Raw genomic sequence first — 25,240 nt, 5'->3', positions numbered from 1 at the left:
GGATTTTTTATCGCCGGAAGATGCCGACCAGTTCGACATGAGTGGTCCAGCGGAACTGGCCAACCGGCTTGACGCTCTCAAGGACGTAGCCCGCCGCCACCAGATGCGCCGCATCCCGCGCAAAACTGGCAGGATTGCAGGACACATAAGCGATCAGCGGCACAGCCGACTGCGCCAGTTGCAGCACTTGTTCGCGCGCGCCCGCGCGCGGTGGATCGAGCACGACGGCGGCAAAGCGGTTCAATTCCTCCGGCGTCAGCGGTCGACGGAACAGGTCGCGATGGTCGGCCACCAGCCGCCGCCGCGCCCGCGCCGCGCCGAGCTTGAGCGACAACAGGACGTCCCGCGCACCCTCGGCCGCATAGACCGGCCGCGTCTCGCCCAATGCCAGAGCGAATGTACCAAGCCCGCAGAAGAGATCGGCGACCGCACCCGTCTCCGGTAGCGCATCGCGCACTGCGCCGACCAGCGCCGCCTCGCCATCCGGCGTGGCCTGAAGGAAGGAGAAAGGCGGAAAGCTGACCGGCACCCCGCCGAAGCTGACCGTCACCGCCTCCGGCTCCCAGCGTGTCTGCGGCCCGTCGCCTTCGTCGATGGCCAACCTGGCCAGGCCATGCTCGCGCGCAAAATCGCCCAGCGCCTCATCCGCCGCCAGCCCCGCGACTTTCACGCCCTCCAGCAACAGGTCGACACCCTGATCAGTCAGCGACATGCGGACATGCGCCGCCCGCTTGTCCGGCACGATCAGCCCGAGCAGTTCCCGCAAGGGCGGCAGCAGCCCGAACAGCCTGGGATCGAGGACCGCGCACATCTGCAAGTCTATCAGCTTGTGGCTGCCCTCCTCCGCAAAGCCGATGGTGATCCGCCTGCCCGCCCGCGCCGCGCGCAGCGATGCGCGCCGCCGCGTCATCGGCGGCGAAATATGGGCCGGCAGCACCGCGCCCGGCGTCACGCCCTGCCCGTCCAGCGCGCCTGTCACCCGCGCCGTGACGAATTCGGCATAGCTCGCCTCGTCCAGATGCTGGAGCTGACAACCGCCGCAGGCCGGGAAATGGTCGCAGGGCGGCACCGCATGATGGACACCGAAGACGACACTTCCATCGGGAGCGACCCGATCGCCCGGCGCGGTCAGAGGGAAGTGCCGGCCATCGGCGGTGACGCCGTCGCCCTTGGCGGCGACGCGGATGATGATGTCTGTTTCGGTGTCGGTCACAATCGCGCGGCGATAGCCGCTGGCAGCGTTCCAAGCAAATCATCCGCGACGAAGGCCGGCCCGGCCCGCCGCGCCGCATCGCCATGCAGCCACACCGCCTCGCACGCCGCGCGAAAGGAATCACCCGTAACGGCGAGCCTTCCGGCGGCCAGCCCCGCAAGCACGTCGCCGGTTCCGGCGGTCGAAAGCCAGGGCGATGCCCCGCTGGCCACGGCCACCCTCCCGTCGGGCGCAGCGATCACGCTGTCCGCGCCCTTGTAGACGACGATCGCCCCCGACGCCTGCGCTGCCGCGAGCGCACGGTCGATCTTGCTGCCGGGCAGGTCGCCGAACAAGCGCTGAAACTCGCCTTCATGCGGGGTCAGGATCGCACCAGCCGGAATGGCGCGCGCGCCTTGCTCGCCCAACAGGGTCAGCGCGTCGGCGTCCAGCACCATGGGATGACCGGCATCCAGCGCGGCATCCAGCCGCGCTCGTCCGTCCGCCTCCAGGCCGAGGCCAGGCCCGACCAGCACGACGTTGATCCGCTCATCCGCCAGCGCATCGGCAATGGCCTCGGGCCGTTCAGTCTGCCGGCTGACGATCGCGTGCGGTCCCGCCACCGGCCGATCCGCGGCGAAACGCCGCACCGTTCCGGCCCCTGAATGCGCGGCGGCGATGCTGGCGAGCAGGCTCGCGCCGGCCATCCCGCCACCGACCACGGCCACCAGCCCTCGATTATATTTATGCGCCTGCGCGACCGGCGCCTCCAGCAGCGGTGGCGCAAGCCGCTGCATGACGCCGGGCACCGCAATGCCTATGTCTGCCAGGATCAGGCGCTGTATCCGCCCTGCCGCCGGATGCAGCAGATGCGCGGACTTATATGCACCCAGCGCTATACAGATGCCGAAAATCGGCACTGCCGACAATAGCGCGCCGCTGTCCGTCTCCACCCCGCTTGGCAGGTCTACGGCATGGGTCAGAACGGCTGCCTCCGCCAGCGCGCAGAGACGGGATGCAACCGTCGCGTCCAGGCCACGCGTCAGCCCCGTACCGAAAAGCGCGTCGATCAGTTGCGTCGCCGGCGCGGCGCTCATCATATCCTCGACCGGCCCACCCCAGGCTGCGCGCGCCCGCTGGCTCGATACCGTCCAGCTTTCGCCCAATGCCGCGACCCGCACAGCCACGCCGCGTGCCCGCAACAACCGCGCTATGACGAAGCCATCGCCGCCATTATTGCCCGGCCCGCACAGAACCAGCGCGTCGCGCCTGTGCCCCGCTCGCCAGATGATTTCTGCCGCCGCCGCGCCCGCCGTTTCCATCAGGCTATATTCGTCGACCCCGGCGTCAAAGGCGGCCTGTTCCGCTGCACGCATCTGCGCCGCCGTCAGGATCGCCCAGCCGGTCATTGCCCGGCAATCTGCGCGGGCAGGCGATAGCGCTCGCCGCCCGTCGCCACCTCGATCTGGCGCCGTCCGCTGATCTGCACACTGGCCCGCTCCGCCCCATCGGCCGCTTCCAGCCCGCGTCCGTCAGCGAGCAACCGGAAACGACGGAAGCCGCCATCGGGATGGCGGATCGTCAAGATATGGCCGTTTCGCTCGATCAGGCAGTCCCGCGCCCATTGTTCCGCATCGCCGGTGATGCAATCCGCCTTGCCGTCATCGACCGGCAGCGCTTCGGCCTGTGCGGCAGAGCCATTACTCCCCGTCTTGGCCGCATCCCCGTTGCACCCGGTCAGCGCCAGCAATGCGGCCGCCGCGATCACGCCCCGCGTCACGCCAGCCTGCTCCGACAGTCCAGCGCGATCGGCCCGATTATCTCTGCAAAGCGCCTCTGTCCGGCAGCGTCGCTCACCAGATCCTGCCGCATCTCGATACCCAGATAGGGAATGCCATTGGCCTCGGCATGACGGTTCATCGTCGCGTTGAGCAGCTGTCCCGAATAGGGCAGTTGGTCGCCCACCTTCAGCCCCGCCGCCTCCAGCAGCGGAATGGCGATCCGGGCCGCGCGATCGTCCTGATTATAGAGTATCCCGATGTCCCAGGGGCGCTCCTGCTCCGGATCGCTCGCCAGCCGCGGCGTGAAGCTGTGGACGGAGAGGATGAACGGCGACGTCATCTCATCCAATATCCGCCCGAGCTGATGATGATAAGGATGATGGAAACGCAACATGCGCTCCGGCAGGTCGGCGTCGCGATTGCCGGGAATGGCATGGCCGTCACTCATGACCGGCAGCAGGCCCGGCGCGTCCTCTTCGCGATTGAGGTCGATCACCAGCCGAGACACAGCGCCCAATATGGCCGTGCAACCCAGTTGCGCCGCCAGCAGTCCGCTGACCTCCGCCACGCCGATGTCGATGGCAATATGCGCCTCGAGCAGCGCCGGGCCGATGCCTAGGTGGATGTCGCCCGGCACATGCGCTGAGGCATGATCGGCGACGATCAGCAGGTCCAGATCCCCGCCGTCGATCCGGGTGAAGGCTTCGCTCATGCCCCCTTGATCCTCGTTTCCATCACCCACCATCGGGGATATTGCGAGCGGATGGCATCCGCCGCCTCCGTCCTGGCCGCCTCATCGTCGAACAGCGCGAAGCAGGTCGCGCCCGATCCCGACATGCGTGTCAGTAGCACGCCAGGCGCACGGCCAAGCACTGCCAACACCTCCGCGATCGCTGGCGCGACCGCAATGGCCGGCCGTTCCAGATCATTGCGGCCTGCCTTTATCAACGCATCAAGACTGCCGGCGTCCAGCGCGCCCCGGTCCACCCGATCCCACCCGGCAAAGATGCTGGTGGTCGAAACGCCGATTCCCGGATTGACCAGCAGCATCGACAGGCCCTCCAGCCCATCGACGTGATGCCGCGCCACATGCTCGCCACGTCCCGTCACCAGTTGCGTCACGCTCGCGAGGCAAGCGGGCACGTCCGACCCAAGGTCGAGCGCCAGTCCGGACAGTTCCTCAATTTCGATCCGCACGTCCCACAGCCGCGCCAGCAAGCGCAGCGTCGCCGCCGCATCGGCCGATCCGCCACCGATCCCCGACGCCACCGGCAGAATCTTGGTCAGCCGGATCGTCGCCCCGCGCTGCTCGCCCAGATAGGATTGCAGCGCCCGTGCAGCGCGTATCACGAGATTGCCCGGCCCCGCGTCCAGTCCGGCGCCGAACGGCCCGTCGACCTGAAAATCGATGGCGCCATCGTCCCTGGCCTGTCCCTCCACCCGGTCGCCATGCTCGGCGAAGACGAACAGGCTTTCCAACGCATGATAGCCATCGTCGCGCCGCGCGCGCACATGCAGCGCGACATTCACTTTGGCATGGGCGGTCTCGGCAAGCGTTTCGGCGTCCGCCTCAACGTCAGGGTGCGGCATATTCGGGCTTCAATCCTTCCTCGCTTTTCGCCGCCAGCCGCGCCGCGACATCCCCTTCGGCATAGACGGCCGCAGCGTTCCAGGCGTAGCGCGCCTCATAACGTCGCCCGGCGGTCCATAGCGCATCACCCAGATGCTCGTTGATCGTCGGATCGTCGGGCGCGCCCGCCGCCGCACGCTCCAGCACCGGCACGGCCGCCCGCACATCCCCGGTCACAAATTGCGCCCAGCCAAGCGAATCCGTGATCGATGCGTCCTGCGGCTTGAGCGCGCTCGCCCGCTTGAGCAGCAAGAGCGCCTGCTCGACATTCTGCCGCCGCTCGATCTGCGCATAACCCAGATAGTTGAGGATAACCGGCTCGTGCGGAGCGATCCTGGCCGCGCGTTCCAGCACGACCCGCGCCTCGTCCCAACGCTTGCCCTGCTCCAGCGCGCTGCCTTCGAAAAGGAGCAATGTCCACGGCACGGAATCCTGCGGATAACCGGCCTGCGCCGCCTTGAACGCCGCTGCCGCCCCGGCGAAATCCCTCGCGTCAGCCAGCAGGCGACCGAGGCGGACATGGCGTTCTGGGTCTGCCCCTGGCTCGGCGACCAGCGTCCTTGCGAGCGTGATCGCGCCATCGCGGTCCCCTGTGCCCGCCATCGCACCGACCAGTTCGGCCTGCGCCAGCCCGGCATACCAGCCCCTGGCCGAAACATTGGCGGCTTCGGGAGCCGCAAAGGCGGGATAGCCTGCGGCCGTCAGCAGCCTGGCCGCAACGATATGGGCTTCAGGGTCGTGCGGGTCCGCAAATGTCGCAATGCGCGCGAGACGCACGGCCAGCACGAGGCCGGCATCATCCGAAGCGATATCCGCAGCCAGCCGCGTAAGAAGCCGCGCAAAGCCCTGAGCCGGGGTCAACAGCGCCTTTCGCCCCTTGCTGCCTTTGCCTCGCGCGATATCGGCCCGCGCCAATGCGAAATTCGCGTCATCGGCGGGCAACAGGGCCAGTGCCTCCGCCTTTGCGCCCCGCGCCGCCAATTGGCGTGCAAAACCCAGGCGCAGCATCGCCCCGTCGCTGACGCGCAGACCGATCGCCCGGCGGATCGCTGGCAAGGCTGCCGCGAGGTCATCACGCCCGATCGCCTGGAGCGCCATATGCTCATCCAGATAACGCTGGGCGAGCGTCGCGAACTGCTCCTTGCCCTCAATGACGGGCGCGGCATAATGTCCCTCGCCCAGCGAGATCCAGCTACGGACGATCGGCGCGAGAAAGGCGAAATTGCCCTCTTCCACGATCCGGTCGAGCAAGAGCCGGGCGCCCACCCAGTCCTTCCGAACCAGCGCATCACTGATCCGCAACAGGGCGCCGTCGCGCGGCAACATGCCCTGCGCGTCGAGCAGGACCGCCGAACGCATCGCCAGCGCCTGATCCCCGCTCTCCAGCGCCTGGGCGTAGGAGCGCCGCGCAATCTCCGCGCTGCCGGGATCGAGAGCGAGTGCGGCGCGATAATTGGCCACGGCGCTTCCAAGCGCGCCATTCCCGTCGGCCAGTCGCGCGCGCGCATAGGCGTGCAGCGCGCTGCCGGGATCGACCGACGCCCCGGCCGCAGCCGGGATCGTCAGCATCAGGATCGGGATCAGGCGCTTACATATTGGGATAATTTGGTCCTCCGCCGCCTTCCGGAACGACCCAGTTGATATTCTGGGTCGGATCCTTGATGTCGCACGTCTTGCAGTGGACGCAATTCTGCGCGTTGATCTGGAAGCGGGGCTCGCCCTCATCCTGACCCACCACTTCGTAGACGCCCGCAGGACAGTAACGCTGTGCCGGCTCGTCATAAAGGGGAAGATTGTAGCCGATCGGAATCGATGGGTCCTTCAACTGAAGATGGACCGGCTGGTCCTCCTCATGATTGGTGTTCGACAGGAACACCGACGACAACCGATCGAAGCTGATTATGCCATCGGGCTTGGGATAGACGATCTTCTCGCACTGTTCCTGGCGCCAGATCTTCTCGTTATCGGGCTTGTGCTTCATCGTGAAGGGCAGTCCGATCTTGAGCGTCCGCATCCACATGTCGATGCCGGCCAGAAGGGTGCCGATCGTGTTGCCGAACTTCGCCAGCAGCGGCTCGGCATTCTTCACCAGTTGCAGTTCGGTCGCGATCCAACTGGAACGCACCCGATCTTCATAATCATGCAGCACGTCGCGCGAGCGTTCGTCCAAAATCGCCTCGAACGCCGCCTCGGCGGCCAACATGCCCGACTTCATCGCCGTGTGCGTGCCCTTGATGCGCGGCACGTTCACGAAGCCCGCCGAACAACCGATCAGGGCGCCACCGGGGAATACGAGCTTGGGGATGGACTGCCAGCCGCCCTCGTTGATGACGCGCGCGCCGTAGGAGACGCGACGCCCCCCTTCCAGGAACCGGCGGATTTCCGGATGCTGCTTCCAGCGCTGAAATTCCTCGAACGGATAAAGATGCGGGTTGCGATAGCCCAGCCCGACGACGAAGCCGAGCGCAACCTGCCCGTTGGCCTGGTGATAGAGAAAGCCGCCGCCATAGGCGTCGGTCAGCGGCCAGCCCTGACTGTGGATCACCAGACCTGGCTGGTGCTTGGCAGGATCGACGTCCCACAATTCCTTCATGCCGATGCCATAGACCTGCGGCTCGCAATCCGCGTCGAGCGCGAACTGGCGCTTCAATATCTTGGTCAGGTGGCCGCGCGCGCCTTCGGCGAAAAACGTGTATTTGGCATGGAGTTCGAGACCCGGCTGATAATCCGGCTTTCGCTCGCCATCGCGACCAATACCCATGTCGCCTGTGGCCACGCCCTTCACGCTGCCGTCCTCATTATAGAGGATTTCCGCAGCGGCAAAGCCGGGGAAGATTTCGACGCCCAGCCCTTCGGCCTGCTCTGCCAGCCAGCGGCACAGATTGCCCAGCGACCCGGTGTAGGTGCCCTTGTTGTGCATCCAGCCTGGCGTCACGATGTGCGGCATGGACATCTTGCCGCCCTTGGTCAGCCACCAATGCTGGTTGTCGGTAACGGGCACGTCTGCCAGCGAGCAGCCCATGTCGCGCCAGTCGGGCAGCAATTCATCCAGCGCCTTGGGATCGATCACCGCGCCGGACAGGATGTGGGCGCCTATCTCCGACCCCTTCTCCAACACACACACCGCGAGTTCCTGACCGGCTTCGTTGGCCAGCTGCTTCAGCCGGATCGCCGCCGACAGCCCAGCCGGTCCCCCACCCACAATAACGATGTCATAAGGCATCGATTCCCGTTCGCTCATTCATCCCTCCTCCTGGCGATCAGCAGGCTGCACCCTGTGTTTCCAACCGCCGCATTACTCCAACACTTTGCCATCGAAGGCGATGAAGCAGCTTGACCCGATCGTCAACCTCTGGCCCTAGTTGTTTGCGATGCGGGGATTAGTGCAGGACAATGCGGCACTGGCCGCCGACGCCTATATGGCGTGGTGGCAGTTGGCCGGCGTGGAGAGCGCCGTAGCGGAGGTGCCGCATCATTGGCTGCGCCCTGCCCCTCCGGCCGTTTCGACGTTCCAGCCTTCCCCGATGACCGACATCGCGCCGCAGGCCAAGGCCCGCGACCTCCAAGCCTTTCATCTGTGGCTGGAATCCGAATCGGGGCATCCCGAACGTCGCTGGCCGTCGCGACCCATCTATCCCGCCGGCGCCGCCGACACGCCGTTGATGGTCATTACCGACATGCCCGATCCCGCTGATCTTGATGCGGGCACCTTGCTGGTGGACCGGGCCGGCGCACTGTTCGACGCCATGCTCGGCGCGATCGGCCTGGACCGTTCGCGGACCTATATCGCCTCTCTGTTTTTTGCTCGCCCTCCCGGCGGCATGGTGGAAGCGGCCGATCTGGCCAATGCCGCAGCGCGGATGCGTACCCATGTCCATCTTGCCCGCCCTCGCCGGCTTCTGCTCCTGGGGGACAGGACGATACGCGCATTATTGCCTACAGACGGTCAGGCATCGACGAATAGTTTACGTAATTTTAATCATGATGGCGGCATCCTTCCCGCCGTCGCCACATTCCATCCGCGCCTGCTGCTCAACCAGCCCGCGGCGAAGGCTGAATGCTGGCGCGCCCTGCAAAGCCTGATCGAGGAAGACCGTCCGTGATTCGTGCCGCGACCCGCTTGTCCATGCTGGCCATGCTGGCCATGGGAACCGCTGCCGTCACCCAGGCCGCCGCCGAGACCGCCGAAACATTGCCGGCCCTGCCCAGCCTCAAGTCAGACGCCTCTCCGCTCGACCTGAGCGACGGCGACAAGGCGCGCTACAATGCCGTCTTCGCTGCACTGCGCGCGGAAAAATGGGCCGATGCCAGGGCGATGATCCAGACGCTCGACACGCAGGATGCCATGCGTTCCGTCGCGCTCGCCGAACTCTATCTGGCCCGCAATTCGCCCAGGGTCGAACTGTTCGACCTGCTGGACCTAGTCAACAGGGCGCCCTGGCTGCCCAAGGCCGACCAGTTGTCCCGCCTCGCGCAGAAACGTGGCGCGACGATGCTGCCCAGCCTGCCGCAGATCCAGAAGATGGTCTGGCTAGGCTCGGCCCCGCGTCGCCAATATGTCGCGGCCACCAGGACGGATGTGCTCGCCCAGACGCTGGCCGGGCAGATACAGACCTATGTCAAGAATGACGATCCGATCGGTGCCGAAGGACTGCTTGCCGCCGGCGAAGCGGGCCTGACGCCCGAAGGCCTGACCGAAGTGCGCCAGCGCGTCGCCTGGGCCTATTATATCGAAAATGACGACGCCAATGCCCGCCGAATGGCGGCCCGGGCGCTGGACGCCCGAGCCGGAGGCGACTGGACGGTCCAGGCGCATTGGACGACGGGACTTGCATCCTGGCGCCAGAATGATTGCCGCGCGGCTGCGCCGGCCTTTGCCAATGTCGCCGCGTTGGCCACGGATGCCGACATGCGCTCGGCGGGCGCCTATTGGGCGTCGCGGGCCTATATGGTTTGCGGCGAAGCGGACAAAGTCTCGAATTACCTGAAGCTTGCCGCGCGTTCCGATGAGACTTTCTACGGCCTGCTCGCCAAGGAATCATTGGGGCTGCCGCTGGGTGGCGCGCCCGTGGCGAGCCGCTTCGGCGCGCTGGAATGGCAGAAGCTGAAGGACAGTCCCAATGCTCGCGCCGCCATCGCCCTCTCGGCGATCGGTGAAAATGGCAAGGCCGACGAACTTCTGCGTTATCAGGCGAAGATCGGTGGAAGCGAGCAATATGACGCATTGCTGCGGCTCGCCAGCGCGCTCAACCTGCCCGCGACCCAACTCTATCTCGCCCATAACGGGCCGGCCGGAACCCAGCCGGGCCGTTTCGCCCGCTTCCCCGCGCCCGACTGGCGGCCCGATGGCGGCTGGCGCGTCGATCCTTCACTGATCTTTGCCCATACGCTTCAGGAATCGGGCTTCCGCACCGATGTCGTCAGCAGTGCGGGTGCTCGCGGCCTGATGCAGGTTCGCCCCGGTACCGGCAGCGACATGGGCCTGGCGTCGGCGGCGCAATTGTTCGTACCGTCGACCAACATGGAATTTGGCCAGCGCTATCTGGAGGCCTTGCGCGACATGAGCGCCACTGGCGGCCTGCTGCCCAAGGTAATGGCGGCCTATAATGCCGGGCCACTGCCTGTCGAACGCTGGAATAGCCAGGTCAAGGACAAGGGCGACCCGCTGCTCTTCATGGAGTCGCTGCCCTATTATGAAACCCGCGCTTATGTGAACATCGTCATGCGCAATTACTGGATGTACCAGATCCAGGCAAAGGGCAGCGCGGACTGCCTGACCGGCATGGCACAGGGCTTGTGGCCGACCTTTCCCAATGCAAAGGGCGTGAAGCTGGTGCGCCTGAGCAAGGCCGACGGCCGCGCCTCCATGGGTGGCGGCTCCGACTGATGCCCATCGATGAAAGCCGGACCTTTCTTCCCGTCCGGATCGCGCTCCTCACCGTTTCCGATACGCGCGGCCTGGCCGAGGATCGTTCCGGTGATGCACTGGTCGAGCGGCTCGAAGGCGCGGGTCATATTCTCGCCGCGCGCCATATCGAAAGAGACGACAAGCCCGCCATCGTCGCCCAGCTGCACGCCTGGATCGACGATCCGCAGATCGACGTCATTCTGACCACCGGCGGCACCGGCGTGACCGGCCGCGACGTGACTCCCGAAGCGCTGGCCCAGGTGCAGGACAAGGAGATCCCCGGTTTCGGCGAGCTGTTCCGCTGGCTCAGCTATCAGAACATCGGCACGTCGACGATCCAGTCCCGCGCCACCGCCTGCGTCGCGCGCGGCACTTATATCTTCGCCCTGCCCGGTTCGACCGGCGCGGTAAAGGACGCTTGGGACGGCATTCTCGTTTCCCAGCTCGACAGCCGTTTCCGGCCCTGCAATTTCGTCGAATTGATGCCGCGCCTCACCGAACGCTGACGGTTGCGCCCCTGCGGGGATGACAAAGCCGTGCTGCTCTGGCATCGCGCCCGCCATCATATTGGGATAGCCAGCATCATGACCAACATCGGGATATTCGGAGCCGCCGGCCGCATGGGCCGAGCCATCGCAAGCGTCGCGGCAGACGCCGGCATGGGTATAGCGGGCGGCACGGGTCGTGACGGAAGCGGCGAAATCGCGCCGGGTGTCGCCATCTCCGCCGATCCCCTGGCGCTCGCCCAAGCAAGCGACGTGCTCATCGACTTCTCTGTTCCGGGCGCGCTCTCCGCCCATCTCGACGCCTGCATCGCGGCGCGGAAGCCTATCCTGGTCGGCACGACGGGGCTGGAGCCGGTTCACCATGCGCTGATTGACGAGGCGGCCAGGATCATTCCGGTGCTCCAGACCGGCAATACATCGCTGGGTGTCAATTTGCTGGCGGCGCTCGTGGAGAAGGCGGCAGCCGGCCTTGGCGACGACTGGGACATCGAGATTGTCGAAATGCACCACCGGCACAAGGTGGACGCGCCGTCAGGCACGGCCCTGCTGCTGGGCGAAGCCGCAGCACGCGGCCGTGGTATCAACCTTTCCGAAAAGAGCGAGCGAGGTCGCGACGGCATCACCGGCGCGCGCGCGAAGGGCGCGATCGGCTTTGCGGCGCTGCGCGGCGGATCCGTCGCAGGCGACCATCAGTTGATCTTCGCGACCGAAGGCGAACGGATCGAACTCGGCCATCGCGCGGAAAACCGGACTATTTTTGCCCGTGGCGCGATCAAGGGTGCACAATGGCTGGCGGCTCAGGACGCGGGCAGATACGATATGAAGGGCGTGCTGGGCCTCTGACGCGCATGAACAAGGCCCAGATATTCGATTTTTTCAGCCGCCTGGCGGAGGCCAACCCCGCCCCGCGCACCGAGCTCGAATATGGCAACGACTATCAGTTGCTCGTCGCGGTCGTGCTGTCCGCGCAAGCCACCGATGTCGGCGTCAACAAGGCGACGCGCGCGCTGTTCCGGGAAGTCGAAACGCCGCAGCAGATGGTCGATCTGGGCGAAGAAGGCCTCAAGCAGCACATCAAGACGATCGGCCTGTTCAACGCAAAGGCGAAAAATGTCATCGCCTTGTCCGAGATACTGGTGCGGGATTTCGCCGGCGAGGTACCACAGGATCGCGACACGCTGACCACCCTGCCCGGCGTCGGGCGCAAGACCGCCAATGTCGTGGTCAACACCGCCTTCGGACAGGAGGCGTTCGCGGTCGATACCCATATCTTCCGCGTCGGCAACCGAACCGGTCTGGCGCCGGGCAAGACGGTGCTGACCGTCGAGCAGAAGCTGGACAAGCGCGTACCGGGACCGTTCCGCCGCGACGCCCATCACTGGCTCATCCTGCACGGCCGCTATGTGTGCAAGGCGCGCCGCCCCGAATGCTGGCGCTGTATCGTTGCGGACCTGTGCCGCTACAAGACCAAGACTCCCGCTCCCAAGACGGCCTGAAGCCCCTCCGTTATCGCCCGGTTCAGCCGCACCATGTTAGGGACGATACGGAATTTGGCGCTCCATGTCGTCGAGTCGGCATATCATGAGGAGAGAAATCATGTCTGTCCGCACCCCGGCCCGCCTGGCCTTGGGCGTTGCCTTGACCCTCAGTGTCGCGCCGGCCGTCGCCAAGGACGCGCCCGATCCCTATGTAGCCAAGGGCGAAGCCACCAACTGCATCCCGATCCGCTCGATCCGGTCCACCAATGTGCGCGACGACCGGACGATCGACTTCGTCATGAACAGCCGCAAAATCTATCGCAACACGCTGCCGAGCAGCTGCCCCAGTCTGGGCTTCGAAAAGCGCTTTTCCTACCGAACCAGCCTGTCCCAGCTCTGTTCGGTCGATATCATCACGGTCCTGTGGAACGCCGGCCCTGGTTTGCAGCCCGGAGCCAGTTGCGGGCTGGGCAAATTCCAGCCGATGGAAAAGGCTGCGAAATAAGATCATCGTCAGATGATTTTGGTGCTGGCGCAGTCCGATGGACTTTGCTAACCGCCCCTTCTGACCCGCGTCACGCACCCATAGCTCAGCTGGATAGAGCGTTGCCCTCCGAAGGCAAAGGCCAGAGGTTCGAATCCTCTTGGGTGCGCCATTTTCCAATTACTTAGCTACTCCCGTGTGAGCCAGAAAATGGCCGGCATGTGCGGCTATGTGTAGCCTGCGCTCAATTTCTACGGTTGAAAGCCACCAATGTCTCGCCTTGGAAATAGGGTTGATGATGCGCGTCAAGCTCGATGGTTCCCGCCTCCACTTTTGCGCGAACCATGTCCGCAGATGTGGGGTATGACCACGGCCAGACTTACGTTCCTGTAGCTTGTTCCGAACTTCCGCAATTGCCATCGTCAATGTCGATGATGCGCCGTCCCTTGTCGTCGATAACGAACCCTACATCGCTGCGCTGGCCGCGCCGCTTGCCGGTCTTTGAGGTGGCCCTTGTCGTTGCGGCCTCGAGGGTCGCCATCAAATCATCGACATCGAAGATGCGCCAAATCGCGCCGATATGACTGACATTCATGCCCTGAGAAGCAATGGATATCTTACCCGCCGCAAACTGACAGACCGGACGCACCGGCATCGGAGCAGGTGGCTTCATGGCCGGATTTGGCTATCAGATCCTTATCGATACAAGCATGATCGGTCGCCCAGCCGCCTCGAACCGCCCGCACCTCTATTGCGGCGCATCCTCGATCACCGGCTTGTGCCCGGCGGTCAGAGCGCTGCCCGCCGAAGCAGCCATTACGCAGACGATAGCGGCCCACTGCAAGGGCGTCAGCCGCTCGCCCAGGACGATGAAGCCCGCAAGCGCGCCCACGGCCGGCGCCGAACTCAACAGCAGGCCGAATACCGGCGCAGACAAACGGCGCATCGCCTCCATCTCCAGCGAATAGGGCAAGGCGCTCGACAGCAGGGCGACGGCGAGGGCGACCATCAGCACCCAGGGGGAAAGCAACCCCGCGCCTGCATGGACCAGGCCGACCGGCATGACGAGGATCGCGGCAACCAGCATCCCCCAGGCGACCGCGTCGCCGCCCAGCGCCCCAGAGACGCGCTTGCCGGTCAGGATATACAGAGCCCAGCAGACCGCCGCGCCGCAGGCGAAGCCGACACCCAGCGGATCGAGCGGCGCATCTGTTCGCAAGGGCAGCAACAGCAGAAGCCCGGTCACTGCCGCGCCAAGCCAGAGAAAATCGCGAGGCCGGCGCGATCCGAACAGGACGATCGCCAGCGGGCCGGTCACTTCGATCGCGATGGCGATACCCAGTGGAATGCGCGCGAAAGCCTGATAGATCAGAAGGTTCATCAGACCCAGAGTGGCGCCATAAGCGATCAGCGGCCAGCGCGCTTCGCGGGGAATGGGCCGACCCCAGGGACGGCGAAAGAGCAAGAGCAGAATCGCGGCAAGTCCGATGCGCAGCCCCGCGGCACCATGGGCGCCGACCAGCGGGAACAATGTCTTGGCAAAAGCAGCGCCCAGACTCATCGAAAAGAGCGAGAGCAGCACCGCTCCGGTTCCCGCCAGCGCGGCGGCGCGCGCCCGGTTGCCATCGTCCCCTGTCATAATCGGAGCGCTATAGCCGATCCGCCCGCGAGTGCGAAACCCTTCCGGTTGCATAGCGCGCGAACGCACTTGCAGGAATCTCATACGAATGCAGGGTTGACCAACGTTGTCATGCGGCCCATCTGCGGAACTTCCGCATATTTTGCATTGCAGCATGGAGCTTGCCATGGGTGTCCAGCCCCGGAACGCGCATCCCGCGCTTGTCCTGTTCGCCCTCTCGGTCGGCGCCTTCGCGATCGGCACGACCGAATTCGCGGCGATGAGCCTGCTGCCTTTCTTCGCGCGTGACCTGGGCATCGACGTGCCGACCGCCGGTCATGCGATCAGCGCCTATGCGCTGGGAGTGGTTGCGGGCGCGCCGGTGATTGCCGCCTTCGCCGCGCGGTTGCCGCGCCGGACACTGCTGATCGGCCTGATGGCGATGTTCGCCGTCGCCAATGCGCTTTCGGCACTGTCGCCCAGCTATTCCTGGATGCTGTTGTTCCGTTTTCTGTCCGGCGTTCCGCATGGCGCCTATTTTGGCGTCGCGGCGCTGGTTGCCGCCAGCCTGGTGCCGATCGAAAAGAGGACGCTGGCGATGGCCAAGGTCATGTCCGGCCTGACCGTCGCCACCGTGCTGGGCGTGCCGGTGGCTAACTGGATGGGGCAGGTGCTGGGCTGGCGATCGGGCTTTTTCGTGGTCGCCGCTCTGGCGGTAGCGACGGTGACTTTGGTCGGACTCTATGCGCCGCGCGATGCGGGCGATCCCAAGGCCAGCCCGATGCGCGAATTGACCGCGCTGGGCAAGTCGCAGGTCTGGCTGACCTTGCTGACCGGCGCGATCGGCTTCGGCGGCATGTTCGCCGTCTACACCTATGTCGCCTCGACCATGATCGAAGTGACGCGTGTTCCCGAAAGCTACGTGCCGCTGATCCTCATCATCTTCGGCATCGGCATGACGCTGGGCAATCTGGCCGCAGCCTGGCTGGCCGATCGCGCGCAGAGCCGCACCGTCATCGGCGTGCTGTTGTGGAGCGCGGCGTCGCTGGCCCTGTTTCCGCTGATGGCCGGCAATATCTGGACGCTCAGCCTGATCGTCTTCCTGATCGGCATCGGCGGCGGCCTGGGCACGCCCTTGCAGGCCCGACTGATGGATGTCGCCGGGGACGCGCAGACGCTCGCCGCCGCGCTCCATCACAGCGCCTTCAATGTCGCCAATGCGATCGGACCATGGTTGGGCGGCCTGTCGATCGCTGCCGGCTACGGGCTGGTGTCGACCGGCTGGATCGGCAGCGCGCTGGCGCTGGGCGGGCTGGCCGTCTTCCTCCTCGCCATTGCGCTGGAGCGGCGGAACGGCGCCATGATACCCGCTGCCGCCGAATAAGCCGCTTTCGCGCCGCCGCGGCGCCGGATAAGGCAGGGGCATGAACGATCAGGCAAGAGAGACGATGCTGGCCGACGCGGCAGTGGCTGCCCTGCGCCGCGGCGATGCGCCGGTGGCGCTGGCGACTTTGCGCGAGATGGCGGACCCGCCGGCGATGCTGCTGGCACAGGCGTGCAACCGCAGCGGCGATCTGGACGGCGAAGCGGACGCGTTGCGGCGCATCCTCGACGGCGACATGCGCAACCTCCCCGCGCTGCTCGCGATGGGCCAGAACATGCTGCGCCGTGGCGACGAACGGGGATCGATCAGCTGGTTCCGCGCCGCCCTGGCGCAGGCCGCCGCGACTGGCGCGCCGCCCCCGATTCAGCCCCTGCTGCGACAGGCTCAGGCCAGCCTGGCCCAGTCGAGCCGGCGGTTCGAGGATCACCTGACCACAGCGATCCGCGACCTGCCGCCCCTGCCGCGGATCGCCCACGCCACCGATCTACTGCTGGGCAAGCGCGACCTCTACCTCCAGCAACCGAGCATGTTCTATTTCCCCGGCCTGCCCCAGCGCGCCTTCTACGAGCGGGAAGAGTTCGGCTGGGTCGCCCCGATGGAAGCGATGACCGACGCCATCGTCCGGGAACTGGAGGCGGTGCGCGCGCAGGACGCCGAGTTCGCCCCCTATGTCCAGACATCCGCCGGCCGTCCCGCGCCCAATAATCCGCTGCGCGACGATCCTAGCTGGGGGGCGCTCTATTTCTGGCAGGGCGGCGCGCCGGTAGAGGAAAATGCCCGACGCTGCCCATCGGTGATGGCGGCGCTAGCCCATGCGCCGATACCGGTGATCGGCGGCCGTTCTCCCATGGCGCTCTGGTCGTTGCTCAGGCCCGGCACCCATATCCAGCCGCATCATGGGCTGCTCAATACCCGCCTCATCTGCCACCTGCCGTTGCTGGCGCCGGACGATTGCGCACTGCGGGTCGGCGCCGAAACAAGGGCGTGGCGCAAGGGCAAGATGCTGCTGTTCGACGACAGCATCGAGCATGAAGCCTGGAACCGCAGCGGCGAAACGCGCGTCGTACTGCTGTTCGAAGTGTGGCGGCCGGAGATCGACGCGGAGGAGCGCGAGGCGCTGACCCGGTTGTTCCAGGCGATCGACGCCTTCGGGCCGGCGCAGGTCGATACCGGGGGCTGAGCCTCTTTCCAGAAGCTCGTAATGTTGTTATTAGCGCACGTAACAAAATAACAAGAGGATGGCCGGGGCGTTCCCGCTTCACGGACTCCGCCAATGCCTCCTGTCGTGCCTTCACAGACACCCTCTGCCCGTCCCCACAGCCTGGCCGAGGATGGCTATGCCATCGCGATCGGCTGCGCCTTCATCGCCATGGGCATCATGCTGTTGAAGGAAGCAAGCCTGGTGACGGGCGGGATCGCCGGCATCGCGCTGCTCCTGTCCTATATCATTGCCTGGTCGCCCGCCGCGCTGTTCATCCTCATCAACATCCCCTTCTTCCTGGTAGCGGGCAGGACCATGGGACCAGCCTTCGGCGTCAAGACGCTGGCCACCAACATCGCGATCATGGCACTGGGGCTGGCCATGCCTTGGGCGATGCAGATCGCCAGCGTCAGCCCGCTCTTCGCCGCCCTGTTCGGCGGATCGATCATCGGGTTCGGCATTCTTGCCATCGCCCGCCATGGCGCAGGCGTTGGCGGCGTCGGCGTGGTCGCGTTGATCCTGCAAAAGTCTCGCGGCTGGAATGCCGGGCGCACGCAGATGCTCTGCGACATGGTCATCCTGCTGCTATCGCTCCCGCTGCTCAGCCCCGACCGGTTCGGCCTTTCGATCCTGTCAGCCGCCGCGATGAATGCCGTACTGGTCGTGAATCATCGCCCGGGCCGCTATATCGGCTATTAGCTATCGCAGAGCGGCGTGTTGCCGCGATCGCGCGCTCGCAGGGCGCTGGCGGCGTCATTGGCGACGCGCGGGAAGCTGACGCCTTCCAGCGAGCCGCGCCCTTCGCACAGGTCCGCGCAGGCCATGTCGACCACACCGGGCAAGGCAACCTGATCGCCATCATATTGGGCGACGATGATGCAGCGGTCCCCGCCCCTGAAGCTCAAGATCAGCTTGTCACCGGTCCGGCGCGCGGTGCCATGGCCACGACAACTGGGCTCCTCGCCGAACACCGCTTCCAGCCCGAAGCGGAACTGCCCGTCCTGACCGGGAATGACGCAGAGCGAGTCGCGTCCGGCCTCATGGGCGCGCTGGAACAGGCCCACCGGCGAAATCCTGCTGGCGTCGGCGATGGCGCCGGCCTCGATCGCCGCCCGCTCCAGGCCGGAGACGGACGCGCGCCCGCCATCCGGGCCGGCATCACCGCGCTCCGGAGGTCGCTGGCAGGCCGCCAACAGGATGAGGAGCGCCAGGCTAGTCCGCCGCATCGACGCTGCTGAGACCCTCCGGCCCGACCCGGCGAAAGAAGCAGGACCGCGCGCCGGTGTGGCAGGTCGGTCCGGCCGGCACCGCCTTCACCCACACCGCATCCTGATCGCAATCTATGCGAAGGTCGCGCACCTGGAGCATATGCCCGGACGTCTCGCCCTTCTTCCACAACGCCTGCCGGCTGCGCGACCAGAAATGAGCGAGGCCCGTCTCGACCGTCAGCGCCAGGGCCTTTGCATTCATATGCGCGACCATCAACACGTCGCCGCTGGCGTCATCGGTCACGACGGCCGTGATCAGCCCGTCGCGGTCATATTTCGGATTGAGGGTCAGTCCCCTGTCGCGCGCATCGTCCATGGCGGGGATATAGAGGGCGGAACGCGCGCTGCGAAGCCTTTTTACGGCGGGCCTCCCGGCCGGGGACCGGGTGCCGACATGTCACTTTCTGTCAGGATCGTTGCATATTTGCGACAGATTAGCGTCGTGCTTCCTTGCCCCCCGCAGCAAGCGCGCATAGCGTCGCGCGCACAACCCGAACACGGGACTCCGCAGGGAGCGGGATGCAAGGCCAGGGTTAAAAGGGGCCTCACCATGTCATCATTGCCGATCTTCACCACCATATCGCGCGGCGCGCTTGCGATTTCGCTTGCCGCTGCCCTGGCGCCCATCGGCGCCGCTCATGCCCAGACCGATCCTGCGGCGGCCGCCGAACAGGGGCTCGGCGAAATCGTCGTAACCGCTTCGCGCCGCGAGGAAAATGCCAAGGACGTGCCCGTCGCCGTCACCGCGATCGGCGGCGAAAAGCTGGACGCGCTCAACAGCAGCGGCCTCGACATCCGCTTCCTGTCGGCGCGCACGCCCAGCCTTCAGATCGAAAGCTCGTTCGGCCGCACCTTCCCGCGCTTCTACATCCGCGGTCTGGGCAACACCGATTTCGATCCGAACGCGGCCCAGCCGGTATCGGTCGTCTATGACGATGTCGCGCTGGAAAATCCGATGCTGAAAAGCTTTCCGGTGTTCGACCTGGCCAGCGTCGAAGTGCTGCGCGGACCACAGGGCACGCTGTTCGGCCGCAATACCCCGGCGGGCGTGGTCAAACTGACCTCGGCCGCGCCGACCGACCATTATACCGGCTATGCGAGCGCGTCCTGGGCAACTTACAATACCGTCAATGCGGAGGGCGCGATCAGCGGCCCGATCGCCGATGGTCTCAGCTTCCGACTGTCCGGCCTGCTCCAGCGCCGCGACGACTGGGTGAAGAACGACAATCAGGGCGGCAATGCCAACGCGGAACTGGAAGGTTATCGCGACATCGCCGGACGCCTCCAGATCGCTTATGAATCGGGCGACTTCAAGGCGGTGCTGAGCGGCCATTATCGTGACCTCGACGGCAGCCCCCGGGTGTTCCGCGCCAATATCTTCCAGCCGGGCAGCAATCATTTCGTCGACGGCTTCGACAAGGATCATGTGAACCTGGACGGCTATACCAGCCAGTCGATGAAGCAGGGCGGCGGCAATCTGCGTATGCAGGTCCATCTGGACGGCGTCGGCACCTTCTTCTCCACGACAGGCTTTGAAAAGGCGCGGGTCGAGAGCACCGGGGATATCGATGGCGGCGGCTGCTATCCCTATACCGGCTGCACTTTCGGCAACCTTGGCGTCGGAACCTTCGATTCCAACACCGGCGGCATTACCCGGCCGGAGGAATTCAGCCAGGAATTCCGCTTCGCAACCGATGACATGAACGGCATCCGTTTGCAGGCGGGCACGTATTTCTTCCATCAGCGCCTGAAGTACAGCGAATATGCCTATGATCTGGCAGGCGCGCGGGTCAGCAATATCCTGCACAACAACACCAACGAGAATATCGGCCTGTTCGCGTCCGGCGAGGCGCGTGTGACGCCCGCGCTGACGCTCCGCGGCGGTCTGCGCTATTCTCGCGACAACAAGCGCGACACGATCACGCTCGACCCGGCGCTGGCCGCAAGCAGCATCGCCAGCCAACTGATCGCCGTCGACCTGCCGCTCAGCAATACCGCGCGCGGCAAGAACCTGTCCTGGGACGTCAGCGCCACCTATGCGGTCAGTCCGGACGTCAACCTTTATGCCCGCGTCGCGACCGGCTATCAGGGTCCGGCGATCCAGGATCGCGTTACCTTCTTCAGCGTGCCGTCGGTCGCCAGGAAGCAGACGACCCTCTCCTATGAGGGCGGCGTCAAGGGCGCGATCGGCAACAGCCTGCGCTTCGACCTGTCGGCCTATTACTGGAACACGGACGACCTGCAACTGACGGCCGTGGGCGGCGCCGGGAATTCGGCGCGCCTCATCAACGTCAACAAGGCGGTGGGCTACGGCGTCGAGGCGAATGTCGAGGCTCAGCCGATCCCCAATCTGACGTTGACCGTGGGCGGCAGCTACAACTTCACCGAAATTCGCGACGATGCCGCTTTCGTGGCGATCTGCGGGTCGGGCATGTGCACGCCGACGGGCCGCACCTTCGTCGACGGCGGCACGACCTACAGCTATCTGGACGGCAACGACCTGCCCCAGGCGCCGCGCTATATCGCCAATGCAACGCTGCGCTACGGCATCCCCGTGGGCACGGGCGAAGTGTTCGCCTATACTGACTGGGCCTATCGCAGCAGCGTGAACTATTTCCTCTATTCGGCGGCCGAGTTCCGGGGACGCTCCCTGATCGAGGGCGGCCTCAAGATCGGCTACAAGTCTGACCATGGCTATGAGGTCGCGGCCTTCGCCCGCAACATCACCAACCAGATCCGGGCGGTCAGCGCGATCGATTTCAACAATCTGACCGGCATGATCAACGAGCCGCGTGTCATCGGCGGCATGATCAAAGCCGGCTTCTGATCGCTTGCGCCATGGCGCAATGACGGAGGGCGTCCCGCAAGGGGCGCCCTTTTTCGTTGGCGCGACGAACGGGAAACGCGCCTGCAAGCCTTCGCTCACATGCGCGTCATCTTCTCGATACAAGGGAGAAAATGGGGCGATCGACGGGATCCGAACCCGCGACCTCTGGTACCACAAACCAGCGCTCTAACCAACTGAGCTACGATCGCCATGGGGGCCATCGGCCCCGCGAGAAGGGCCACATATGCGGCCCATCCCCACCCGTCAAGCGAACAAAATCACCGACGTGCAATTTCTGTCAGCGCCCCGCATCCCGAAGCTGCGCGCGCAGATTGGCAAGCGCACCCGCCGGAAGGCCGGGGCGCTCCCGCGCCGGCTTGCCCTTGCGCAAGCGGGCGCGATCCTTTTCCGCCGGATCGACCACCCGCACCCGCACCGCCGCATGGCCCAGCGCGCGTATCCCCAGTTGCTCCGCCGCCCCGCGCGACAGGTCGATGATCCGTCCGCGCCCGGCAAAAGGGCCGCGATCATTGATCCGGACCAGGATGGTCCGCCCGGTTTCCAGCGACGTCACCTCGACATAGCTCGGCAAAGGCAGGCTGACATGCGCGGCGGTGATCCACCTGGCCCGGAACCTTTCGCCATTGGCGGTGCGATTGCCCGATTCCGAACCATACCAGCTGGCGTAGCCGAGCATGTCATAGCCAGGATCGGCGGTCGGCACATAGGTGACGCCCCGCACCGTATAGGGCGGCCCGATCCGCACGGGGCTGTCGCTGACGGGGCGGAAATCGCCCCCGGCACAGGCCGCAAGCGCCAGAGCCGGGACTGCCCATGCCATTCTGGTCAAGAAGCGCATATCGCTTTCCCTATCGCCCCCTAGCCCGCGCGTCGAGGCTGCGCGCCATGAAAAAAGGGGCGAAGGCGCGCTGACGCCTTCACCCCTTCCTTTCGGCACTCCGCGCCCGTCGGGTGATCCCCTCAAGGCCGCGTCACTCTCCTGAAAACTTCCGACCGCGACGCCGGTAATTTGGTCAGAGCGAGCGTCTGCGCGAGGCAGACGCGAAACCCTTAGTTGACCGAGTCCTTCAGACCCTTGCCAGCCTTGAACTTCGGCTGGGCCGAAGCCTTGATGGTCATCGTTTCGCCGGTACGCGGATTGCGACCGGTGGAAGCCTTGCGCTGCGAAACCGAGAAAGTACCGAAACCGACCAGGCGCACTTCGTCGCCCTTCTTCAGAGCGCCGGTAATGGCGTCGAACACGCCCTCGACCGCCTTGGTCGCGTCATTCTTGCTGAGGCCGCTGCTTTCAGCAACCGCGCTGATCAGATCCTGCTTGTTCATGCCTTGGGAACCCCCTTGTGCTGTTGGTTAGTTTAGGAATCGCGGCGTAGGCGCGGCAATAAGGCGCGGATTCAAGCGCCTGTCAAAGGGAAAGCGACGAACCTCCCTGCTCTGAACCAATTTTGCACTGTGTCGCGCATATCAGCCCAAAGCCAAGGAGTTCCGCCATTTATACCAGATCAGTGCCGAAGCGTGGGATCGCTATCACGGCCGGCAGGCGCCGAAGGCTGCGCGGCGAGGTCATCCTCCTCGGTCCAGGCGATCGCCTCCGGTTTCGAGACGAGCGCGCGGGCCAGCACCTCATCCACATGGGACACCGGAACGATCTCCAGACCCTCGCGGATGTTGGCCGGAATTTCCGCTAGGTCTTTCTCGTTTTCTTGCGGGATCAGCACTGTCTTGATGCCGCCGCGCAGGGCCGCCAGCAGCTTTTCCTTGAGACCGCCGATCGGCAGCACGCGACCGCGCAGGGTCACCTCGCCGGTCATCGCCACATCCTTGTGGACGGGGATGCCGGTCAGGGTCGACACGATCGTCGTCACCATGCCGATGCCGGCCGAAGGACCGTCCTTGGGCACCGCGCCTTCGGGCAGATGGATATGGATGTCCTTGCGGTTGAAGAGGCTGGGCTTGATGCCATAGCCGGGCGATCGCGCCCGCACATAGGAGAAAGCGGCCTGCACCGATTCGGTCATCACTTCGCCGAGCTTGCCGGTGGTCTTGATCGCGCCCTTGCCGGGCACCGTGACCGCCTCGATAGTCAGCAGTTCGCCGCCGACCTCGGTCCAGGCAAGGCCCGTCACCGCGCCAATCTGGTGCTCCTCCTCGCCTACGCCATGGCGGAACTTCCGCACGCCGGCATAGTCGGCCAGGTTTTCGGGCGTGATGACGACCTTGTCATATTCGCCTTCCAGAATCTTGCGCAGCGCCTTGCGGGCGAGACGCGCCATCTCGCGCTCCAGCGTGCGAACGCCAGCCTCCCGCGTATAATAGCGGATTAGGTCGCGGATCGCCGGTTCGGTCACGGTCACTTCACCGTCCTTGAGGCCGTGGGCGTCGATCTGCTTGGGCAGAAGATGCCGCTCGGCGATCTCGACCTTCTCGTCCTCGGTATAGCCTTCGAGCCGGATGATCTCCATGCGGTCCAGCAAGGGCTGCGGCAAATTCAGGGAGTTGGCCGTCGTTACGAACATGATGTCCGAGAGATCGACATCGATTTCCAGATAATGATCCTGGAACTTGCTATTCTGTTCGGGGTCCAGCACTTCGAGCAGCGCGGATGCGGGGTCGCCCCGGAAATCCTGGCCCAGCTTGTCGATCTCGTCGAGCAGGAAGAGCGGGTTCATCGTCCCCGCCTTTTTCAGGTTCGACACGATCTTGCCCGGCAGCGAGCCGATATAGGTCCGGCGGTGGCCGCGGATCTCGGCCTCGTCCCGCACGCCACCCAGCGACTGCCGCACGAACTCGCGTCCGGTCGCCTTGGCGATCGAGCGGCCCAATGACGTCTTGCCGACGCCCGGAGGGCCGACGAGGCACAGGATCGGCCCCTTCAGCTTGTTGGTGCGCGCCTGTACGGCCAGATATTCGATGATCCGATCCTTGACCTTCTCCAGCGCGAAATGATCCTCGTCGAGGATCGCCTGCGCCTTCTTGAGATCGGTCTTGACCTTGCCCTTCTTGCCCCAGGGCAAACCGAGCAGCACATCGAGATAGTTGCGCACGACCGTTGCTTCAGCCGACATGGGCTGCATACCCTTGAGCTTCTTCAGCTCCGCAGTCGCTTTCGCCCGTGCTTCCTTGCTCAGCTTGGTCTTGGCGATCTTTTCGGTCAGTTCAGCAAGCTCATCGCCTTCCTCACCCTCGCCATTGCCCAGTTCGCGCTGGATCGCCTTCAGCTGCTCGTTCAGATAATATTCGCGCTGGGTCTTCTCCATCTGCCGCTTCACGCGGCCGCGAATCTTCTTCTCGACCTGGAGTACGCCCAGTTCGCCCTCCATGAAGGCGAAGACCATCTCCAGCCGCTTGACCGGATCGGCCTCGACCAGCAGCGACTGCTTGTCGGAGACCTTCACGTTGATGTTGGCAGCGACGGCATCTGCCAGGCGCCCGGCATCCTCAATCTCGCGCAGCTGGACCGGCGTCTCGGCCGGCAGCTTCTTGTTGAGCTTCGCGTAATTCTCGAACTGCTCGGCGACCGAGCGCATCAGCGCAGCCGCCTCCGGCCCTTCGGCTACGATCTCCTCGACCGTCGCGACATCGGCGACGAGATAGGTCTCGCGCGCATCCATCTGTTGCAGCTGGCCGCGGTGCTTGCCTTCCACCAGCACGCGGACGGTGCCGTCGGGCAGCTTGAGCAGCTGGAGCACGACGGCGACGACGCCCGTGTCATAGAGCGAGTCGCGGCCCGGATCATCCTCGGCAGGGTCGAGCTGCGAGACGAGGAAGATTTCCTTATTGCCTTCCATCGCTGCTTCGAGCGCCGCAACGCTCTTGTCGCGGCCCACGAAGAGCGGGACGATCATCTGCGGGAAGACGACGATGTCGCGCAGCGGCAGAAGGGGATATTGCGTAGTCATTCACTCTCCGGGGCCAGCCTGTAGCCCATCCATGCGTTCATCG

24 protein-coding genes and 2 tRNA genes are annotated in these 25,240 nt (G+C 65.1%); 11 read left to right on the top strand and 15 right to left on the bottom strand.

Annotation, left to right across the window (positions count from 1 at the left end; genetic code table 11):
• Positions 1-7: 7 nt before the first annotated feature.
• Genes K3M67_RS04440 through K3M67_RS04410 form a run of 7 tightly spaced genes read right to left on the bottom strand, consistent with a single transcriptional unit; the run spans position 8 to position 7,844 of the window.
• Entirely contained in the window at positions 8-1,213 is a 1,206-nt protein-coding gene (locus K3M67_RS04440) for a class I SAM-dependent RNA methyltransferase (protein ID WP_285832380.1), read from the bottom strand.
• On the bottom strand, positions 1,210-2,601 hold the full coding sequence (locus K3M67_RS04435; protein ID WP_285832379.1) for an NAD(P)H-hydrate dehydratase: 1,392 nt from the start codon (positions 2,599-2,601) through the stop codon (positions 1,210-1,212). The genes K3M67_RS04440 and K3M67_RS04435 overlap by 4 nt, the downstream gene beginning before the upstream one ends.
• Positions 2,598-2,972, bottom strand: coding sequence for a hypothetical protein (locus tag K3M67_RS04430; RefSeq protein ID WP_285832378.1), 375 nt, complete (start codon positions 2,970-2,972; stop codon positions 2,598-2,600). The genes K3M67_RS04435 and K3M67_RS04430 overlap by 4 nt, the downstream gene beginning before the upstream one ends.
• Positions 2,969-3,685, bottom strand: a complete 717-nt coding sequence (locus tag K3M67_RS04425) for an N-formylglutamate amidohydrolase (protein WP_285832377.1) — start codon at positions 3,683-3,685, stop codon at positions 2,969-2,971. The genes K3M67_RS04430 and K3M67_RS04425 overlap by 4 nt, the downstream gene beginning before the upstream one ends.
• Entirely contained in the window at positions 3,682-4,563 is an 882-nt protein-coding gene (locus K3M67_RS04420) for a 4-(cytidine 5'-diphospho)-2-C-methyl-D-erythritol kinase (protein WP_285832376.1), read from the bottom strand. Before K3M67_RS04420 ends, K3M67_RS04425 begins: the two co-directional genes overlap by 4 nt.
• The gene (locus tag K3M67_RS04415; protein ID WP_285832375.1) at positions 4,550-6,172 is read right to left on the bottom strand and encodes a tetratricopeptide repeat protein; all 1,623 of its coding nucleotides are present in this window, start codon (positions 6,170-6,172) and stop codon (positions 4,550-4,552) included. Before K3M67_RS04415 ends, K3M67_RS04420 begins: the two co-directional genes overlap by 14 nt.
• 19 nt (positions 6,173-6,191) lie before the next feature.
• Complete coding sequence (locus tag K3M67_RS04410; protein WP_285832374.1) at positions 6,192-7,844, bottom strand: electron transfer flavoprotein-ubiquinone oxidoreductase; 1,653 nt, start codon at positions 7,842-7,844, stop codon at positions 6,192-6,194.
• 130 nt (positions 7,845-7,974) lie between these two features.
• On the opposite strand from K3M67_RS04410, the gene K3M67_RS04405 reads away from it, so the two are divergent.
• The 7 genes from K3M67_RS04405 (at position 7,975) to K3M67_RS04375 (ending at position 13,151) form a co-directional block, all read left to right on the top strand.
• Positions 7,975-8,706 carry a uracil-DNA glycosylase family protein gene (locus tag K3M67_RS04405; RefSeq protein WP_285832373.1) on the top strand — a complete coding sequence of 244 codons (732 nt, stop codon included), beginning with the start codon at positions 7,975-7,977 and terminating at the stop codon, positions 8,704-8,706.
• A complete protein-coding gene (locus K3M67_RS04400; RefSeq protein WP_066855856.1) occupies positions 8,703-10,490 on the top strand; it encodes a lytic transglycosylase domain-containing protein in 1,788 nt (595 codons plus the stop codon). Before K3M67_RS04405 ends, K3M67_RS04400 begins: the two co-directional genes overlap by 4 nt.
• On the top strand, positions 10,490-11,017 hold the full coding sequence (gene moaB / locus K3M67_RS04395; protein ID WP_285832372.1) for a molybdenum cofactor biosynthesis protein B: 528 nt from the start codon (positions 10,490-10,492) through the stop codon (positions 11,015-11,017). The genes K3M67_RS04400 and moaB overlap by 1 nt, the downstream gene beginning before the upstream one ends.
• A 78-nt stretch (positions 11,018-11,095) precedes the next feature.
• Positions 11,096-11,860: a 4-hydroxy-tetrahydrodipicolinate reductase gene (gene dapB, locus K3M67_RS04390; protein WP_066856263.1), complete on the top strand. Its 765-nt coding sequence runs from the start codon at positions 11,096-11,098 to the stop codon at positions 11,858-11,860.
• Between the two features lie 5 nt (positions 11,861-11,865).
• Positions 11,866-12,513: an endonuclease III gene (gene nth, locus K3M67_RS04385; protein WP_285832371.1), complete on the top strand. Its 648-nt coding sequence runs from the start codon at positions 11,866-11,868 to the stop codon at positions 12,511-12,513.
• 100 nt (positions 12,514-12,613) lie between these two features.
• Positions 12,614-13,000, top strand: coding sequence for a hypothetical protein (locus K3M67_RS04380; protein ID WP_066855865.1), 387 nt, complete (start codon positions 12,614-12,616; stop codon positions 12,998-13,000).
• A gap of 74 nt (positions 13,001-13,074) precedes the next feature.
• Positions 13,075-13,151 (top strand) — tRNA-Arg (locus K3M67_RS04375).
• A 207-nt stretch (positions 13,152-13,358) separates the two neighbouring features.
• On the opposite strand, the gene K3M67_RS04370 is transcribed toward K3M67_RS04375, so the two are convergent.
• The gene (locus K3M67_RS04370; protein ID WP_157102422.1) at positions 13,359-13,652 is read right to left on the bottom strand and encodes a hypothetical protein; all 294 of its coding nucleotides are present in this window, start codon (positions 13,650-13,652) and stop codon (positions 13,359-13,361) included.
• 75 nt (positions 13,653-13,727) lie between these two features.
• A complete protein-coding gene (locus tag K3M67_RS04365) occupies positions 13,728-14,618 on the bottom strand; it encodes an EamA family transporter (RefSeq protein ID WP_285832370.1) in 891 nt (296 codons plus the stop codon).
• 166 nt (positions 14,619-14,784) lie between these two features.
• On the opposite strand from K3M67_RS04365, the gene K3M67_RS04360 reads away from it, so the two are divergent.
• The 3 genes from K3M67_RS04360 to K3M67_RS04350 all read left to right on the top strand — a co-directional run bounded on the left by K3M67_RS04360 (position 14,785) and on the right by K3M67_RS04350 (position 17,881).
• Positions 14,785-15,981 carry an MFS transporter gene (locus K3M67_RS04360; RefSeq protein ID WP_084438941.1) on the top strand — a complete coding sequence of 399 codons (1,197 nt, stop codon included), beginning with the start codon at positions 14,785-14,787 and terminating at the stop codon, positions 15,979-15,981.
• Between the two features lie 40 nt (positions 15,982-16,021).
• Entirely contained in the window at positions 16,022-17,161 is a 1,140-nt protein-coding gene (locus tag K3M67_RS04355) for an aspartyl/asparaginyl beta-hydroxylase domain-containing protein (RefSeq protein ID WP_066855874.1), read from the top strand.
• A gap of 93 nt (positions 17,162-17,254) precedes the next feature.
• Positions 17,255-17,881 carry a YitT family protein gene (locus tag K3M67_RS04350; RefSeq protein ID WP_066855877.1) on the top strand — a complete coding sequence of 209 codons (627 nt, stop codon included), beginning with the start codon at positions 17,255-17,257 and terminating at the stop codon, positions 17,879-17,881.
• Here K3M67_RS04350 and K3M67_RS04345 read toward each other — a convergent pair.
• A complete protein-coding gene (locus K3M67_RS04345) occupies positions 17,878-18,408 on the bottom strand; it encodes a hypothetical protein (protein WP_285832369.1) in 531 nt (176 codons plus the stop codon). The two genes, K3M67_RS04350 and K3M67_RS04345, sit on opposite strands and share 4 nt — an antisense overlap.
• The gene (hisI, locus tag K3M67_RS04340) at positions 18,395-18,766 is read right to left on the bottom strand and encodes a phosphoribosyl-AMP cyclohydrolase (protein ID WP_066855883.1); all 372 of its coding nucleotides are present in this window, start codon (positions 18,764-18,766) and stop codon (positions 18,395-18,397) included. Before hisI ends, K3M67_RS04345 begins: the two co-directional genes overlap by 14 nt.
• Before the next feature lie 234 nt (positions 18,767-19,000).
• On the opposite strand from hisI, the gene K3M67_RS04335 reads away from it, so the two are divergent.
• A complete protein-coding gene (locus tag K3M67_RS04335; RefSeq protein ID WP_066855886.1) occupies positions 19,001-21,277 on the top strand; it encodes a TonB-dependent receptor in 2,277 nt (758 codons plus the stop codon).
• Between the two features lie 132 nt (positions 21,278-21,409).
• Here the strand turns inward: K3M67_RS04335 and K3M67_RS04330 are convergent.
• The 4 genes from K3M67_RS04330 to lon form a co-directional block, all read right to left on the bottom strand.
• Positions 21,410-21,486, bottom strand: a tRNA-His gene (locus K3M67_RS04330).
• Between the two features lie 89 nt (positions 21,487-21,575).
• The gene (locus K3M67_RS04325; RefSeq protein WP_285832368.1) at positions 21,576-22,136 is read right to left on the bottom strand and encodes a septal ring lytic transglycosylase RlpA family protein; all 561 of its coding nucleotides are present in this window, start codon (positions 22,134-22,136) and stop codon (positions 21,576-21,578) included.
• 212 nt (positions 22,137-22,348) lie between these two features.
• Complete coding sequence (gene hbs, locus K3M67_RS04320; protein ID WP_024019962.1) at positions 22,349-22,621, bottom strand: non-specific DNA-binding protein Hbs; 273 nt, start codon at positions 22,619-22,621, stop codon at positions 22,349-22,351.
• A 179-nt stretch (positions 22,622-22,800) separates the two neighbouring features.
• Complete coding sequence (gene lon, locus K3M67_RS04315) at positions 22,801-25,197, bottom strand: endopeptidase La (protein WP_285832367.1); 2,397 nt, start codon at positions 25,195-25,197, stop codon at positions 22,801-22,803.
• Positions 25,198-25,240 lie beyond the last annotated feature (43 nt).

This window comes from Sphingobium sp. V4 (assembly GCF_029590555.1).
Taxonomy (GTDB): Bacteria; Pseudomonadota; Alphaproteobacteria; order Sphingomonadales; family Sphingomonadaceae; genus Sphingobium.
Note: the sequence above shows the minus strand (reverse complement) of the source record. Positions and strands in the feature narration are given on the sequence as shown.

What these genes read in the sequence shown, in the direction of transcription:
- K3M67_RS04435 (WP_285832379.1), bottom strand. Translation starts at nt 2,601, where the DNA reads ATGACCGGCTGGGCGATCCTGACGGCGGCGCAGATGCGTGCAGCGGAA.
- K3M67_RS04425 (WP_285832377.1), bottom strand. Translation starts at nt 3,685, where the DNA reads ATGAGCGAAGCCTTCACCCGGATCGACGGCGGGGATCTGGACCTGCTG.
- K3M67_RS04420 (WP_285832376.1), bottom strand. Translation starts at nt 4,563, where the DNA reads ATGCCGCACCCTGACGTTGAGGCGGACGCCGAAACGCTTGCCGAGACC.
- K3M67_RS04415 (WP_285832375.1), bottom strand. Translation starts at nt 6,172, where the DNA reads ATGCTGACGATCCCGGCTGCGGCCGGGGCGTCGGTCGATCCCGGCAGC.
- K3M67_RS04410 (WP_285832374.1), bottom strand. Translation starts at nt 7,844, where the DNA reads ATGAGCGAACGGGAATCGATGCCTTATGACATCGTTATTGTGGGTGGG.
- K3M67_RS04405 (WP_285832373.1), top strand. Translation starts at nt 7,975, where the DNA reads ATGCGGGGATTAGTGCAGGACAATGCGGCACTGGCCGCCGACGCCTAT.
- moaB (WP_285832372.1), top strand. Translation starts at nt 10,490, where the DNA reads ATGCCCATCGATGAAAGCCGGACCTTTCTTCCCGTCCGGATCGCGCTC.
- dapB (WP_066856263.1), top strand. Translation starts at nt 11,096, where the DNA reads ATGACCAACATCGGGATATTCGGAGCCGCCGGCCGCATGGGCCGAGCC.
- nth (WP_285832371.1), top strand. Translation starts at nt 11,866, where the DNA reads ATGAACAAGGCCCAGATATTCGATTTTTTCAGCCGCCTGGCGGAGGCC.
- K3M67_RS04380 (WP_066855865.1), top strand. Translation starts at nt 12,614, where the DNA reads ATGTCTGTCCGCACCCCGGCCCGCCTGGCCTTGGGCGTTGCCTTGACC.
- K3M67_RS04370 (WP_157102422.1), bottom strand. Translation starts at nt 13,652, where the DNA reads ATGAAGCCACCTGCTCCGATGCCGGTGCGTCCGGTCTGTCAGTTTGCG.
- K3M67_RS04365 (WP_285832370.1), bottom strand. Translation starts at nt 14,618, where the DNA reads ATGACAGGGGACGATGGCAACCGGGCGCGCGCCGCCGCGCTGGCGGGA.
- K3M67_RS04360 (WP_084438941.1), top strand. Translation starts at nt 14,785, where the DNA reads ATGGGTGTCCAGCCCCGGAACGCGCATCCCGCGCTTGTCCTGTTCGCC.
- K3M67_RS04355 (WP_066855874.1), top strand. Translation starts at nt 16,022, where the DNA reads ATGAACGATCAGGCAAGAGAGACGATGCTGGCCGACGCGGCAGTGGCT.
- K3M67_RS04350 (WP_066855877.1), top strand. Translation starts at nt 17,255, where the DNA reads ATGCCTCCTGTCGTGCCTTCACAGACACCCTCTGCCCGTCCCCACAGC.
- K3M67_RS04345 (WP_285832369.1), bottom strand. Translation starts at nt 18,408, where the DNA reads ATGCGGCGGACTAGCCTGGCGCTCCTCATCCTGTTGGCGGCCTGCCAG.
- hisI (WP_066855883.1), bottom strand. Translation starts at nt 18,766, where the DNA reads ATGGACGATGCGCGCGACAGGGGACTGACCCTCAATCCGAAATATGAC.
- K3M67_RS04335 (WP_066855886.1), top strand. Translation starts at nt 19,001, where the DNA reads ATGTCATCATTGCCGATCTTCACCACCATATCGCGCGGCGCGCTTGCG.
- K3M67_RS04325 (WP_285832368.1), bottom strand. Translation starts at nt 22,136, where the DNA reads ATGCGCTTCTTGACCAGAATGGCATGGGCAGTCCCGGCTCTGGCGCTT.
- hbs (WP_024019962.1), bottom strand. Translation starts at nt 22,621, where the DNA reads ATGAACAAGCAGGATCTGATCAGCGCGGTTGCTGAAAGCAGCGGCCTC.
- lon (WP_285832367.1), bottom strand. Translation starts at nt 25,197, where the DNA reads ATGACTACGCAATATCCCCTTCTGCCGCTGCGCGACATCGTCGTCTTC.